This window comes from Ferroplasma sp. Type II (assembly GCF_000496155.1).
Window position 1 is genome coordinate 1,635 of the sequence record NZ_KI542689.1, and the last position, 1,451, is coordinate 3,085.

The 1,451-nt window shown below is 33.4% G+C and carries 2 protein-coding genes; both read left to right on the plus strand.

The genetic code is table 11. The features are described 5' to 3' along the window. Window positions 1–308 (plus strand): hypothetical protein (locus AMDU4_RS02120; protein WP_290703923.1); only part of this gene is annotated, 308 nt, incomplete at its 5' end. Between the two features lie 284 nt (window positions 309–592). Then, window positions 593–1,345 carry a sulfite exporter TauE/SafE family protein gene (locus AMDU4_RS02125; protein ID WP_021786327.1) on the plus strand — a complete coding sequence of 251 codons (753 nt, stop codon included), beginning with the start codon at window positions 593–595 and terminating at the stop codon, window positions 1,343–1,345. Window positions 1,346–1,451 lie beyond the last annotated feature (106 nt).

Consider the following 1,451-nt stretch of genomic DNA (forward strand, 5'->3'; position numbering starts at 1 on the left):
GGGCGTTACGCATAATGCCAGAAACAGATACCCTCTGGGCCATGGTAAGGTCAGATAGTATGGGTACCGCAATAAAAAATAACCAAATAAAAATACATGGAGAGTATTTAGAAATTAACATAACAATAGAAAAAAGTGTCAATAGTGATGATATAATACAGGCGTTTATGCAAATTCTGGTTTTCAATTATGTCAATATATCACAACTAGTTATGTCTACCGACGGCTTTGAATTATATATTAGTTCAAAATATTTTGAAAAGGTTATGAAATTAATAAACGAAATAAGAAATAATACATTGATATAACTGCATTAAAAGATTTCTTCACATAAGTAATTCTATGAATCGGGCAATATTCTCCTTGAATATCTGATCTGTCATGTAATCGTAAGATCAATTTGTTTTTAATCTGGGTATAAAGTATCTATGAATTATCCATGCTTCACAAGGTCACAATAAGGTTTCTGATTTCTTTTGCTAATATAACTCATATTTCAGAATAGAAATATCATTATAATCTCATTTGAGATTTACTTATATATCAAATCATAAAAAGATATCATTAAATAAGATTTAACAATACTGTTTTCATGTATTTGGTGTACCTGGAATTTATAATACTTGGGATTATAGTCGGGGCATTAACCGGTGTTCTAGGATCTAGTGGTGTTGTTGCCGTCGTTCCTGCACTTATCATTATTAATTCAGAATTGCCTCAAGATGCGATTGGAACTAGCCTGCTGATAGATGTAATCACTTCCATAATGGTGACATTTGTATATTTCAGATATGGGAGAGTCAATATGAAAAAGGGTTTGCCAATGGTTGTCGGCGCTATCATAGGTTCACAGGCCGGTGTAAGAATCGCCTTTCTTATACCTCCTGAATACGTTAAATTGAGTTTTGCCATATTTATAATGGCCATGGGTGTATATTCATTACTCCGGAAAAAGGATATACCGGGAACTACAGCCAAGAAGACTATAAATTTGAGTCCATTCTACGTTATTCTAATTACAATACCCATTGGCATAGCAACGGGGGTTTTAGGTGCAAGCGGCGGAATAATGTTTTTAATCATAGCAATATTAATATTGAAACTTGATATTAAAACAGCGATAGGCACGGCTACATTTGCTATGACAATCTCCGCTGCGTCTGGAGCAATCGGTTACATAATTGTAGGGCATATAGTACTAATAGCGGCATTGATAATAGGTACAATTTCGATAATATCAGGTTTTTTATTTTCCAGATTGGGAAATAAAATTCAACCTGCTACTACATATAAGATACTTGGAGTAGTCTTCATAAGTATCGGATTGGTGCAAATTTTAGCATAGGGTGATTTATTATGTTTAAAAATGAGTCTTATAAATGGTTTGTATTGATAGTAATGTCAATTTCGGAACTTATGGTAATGAGCCTCTGGTTCAGTGCATCTGCAAT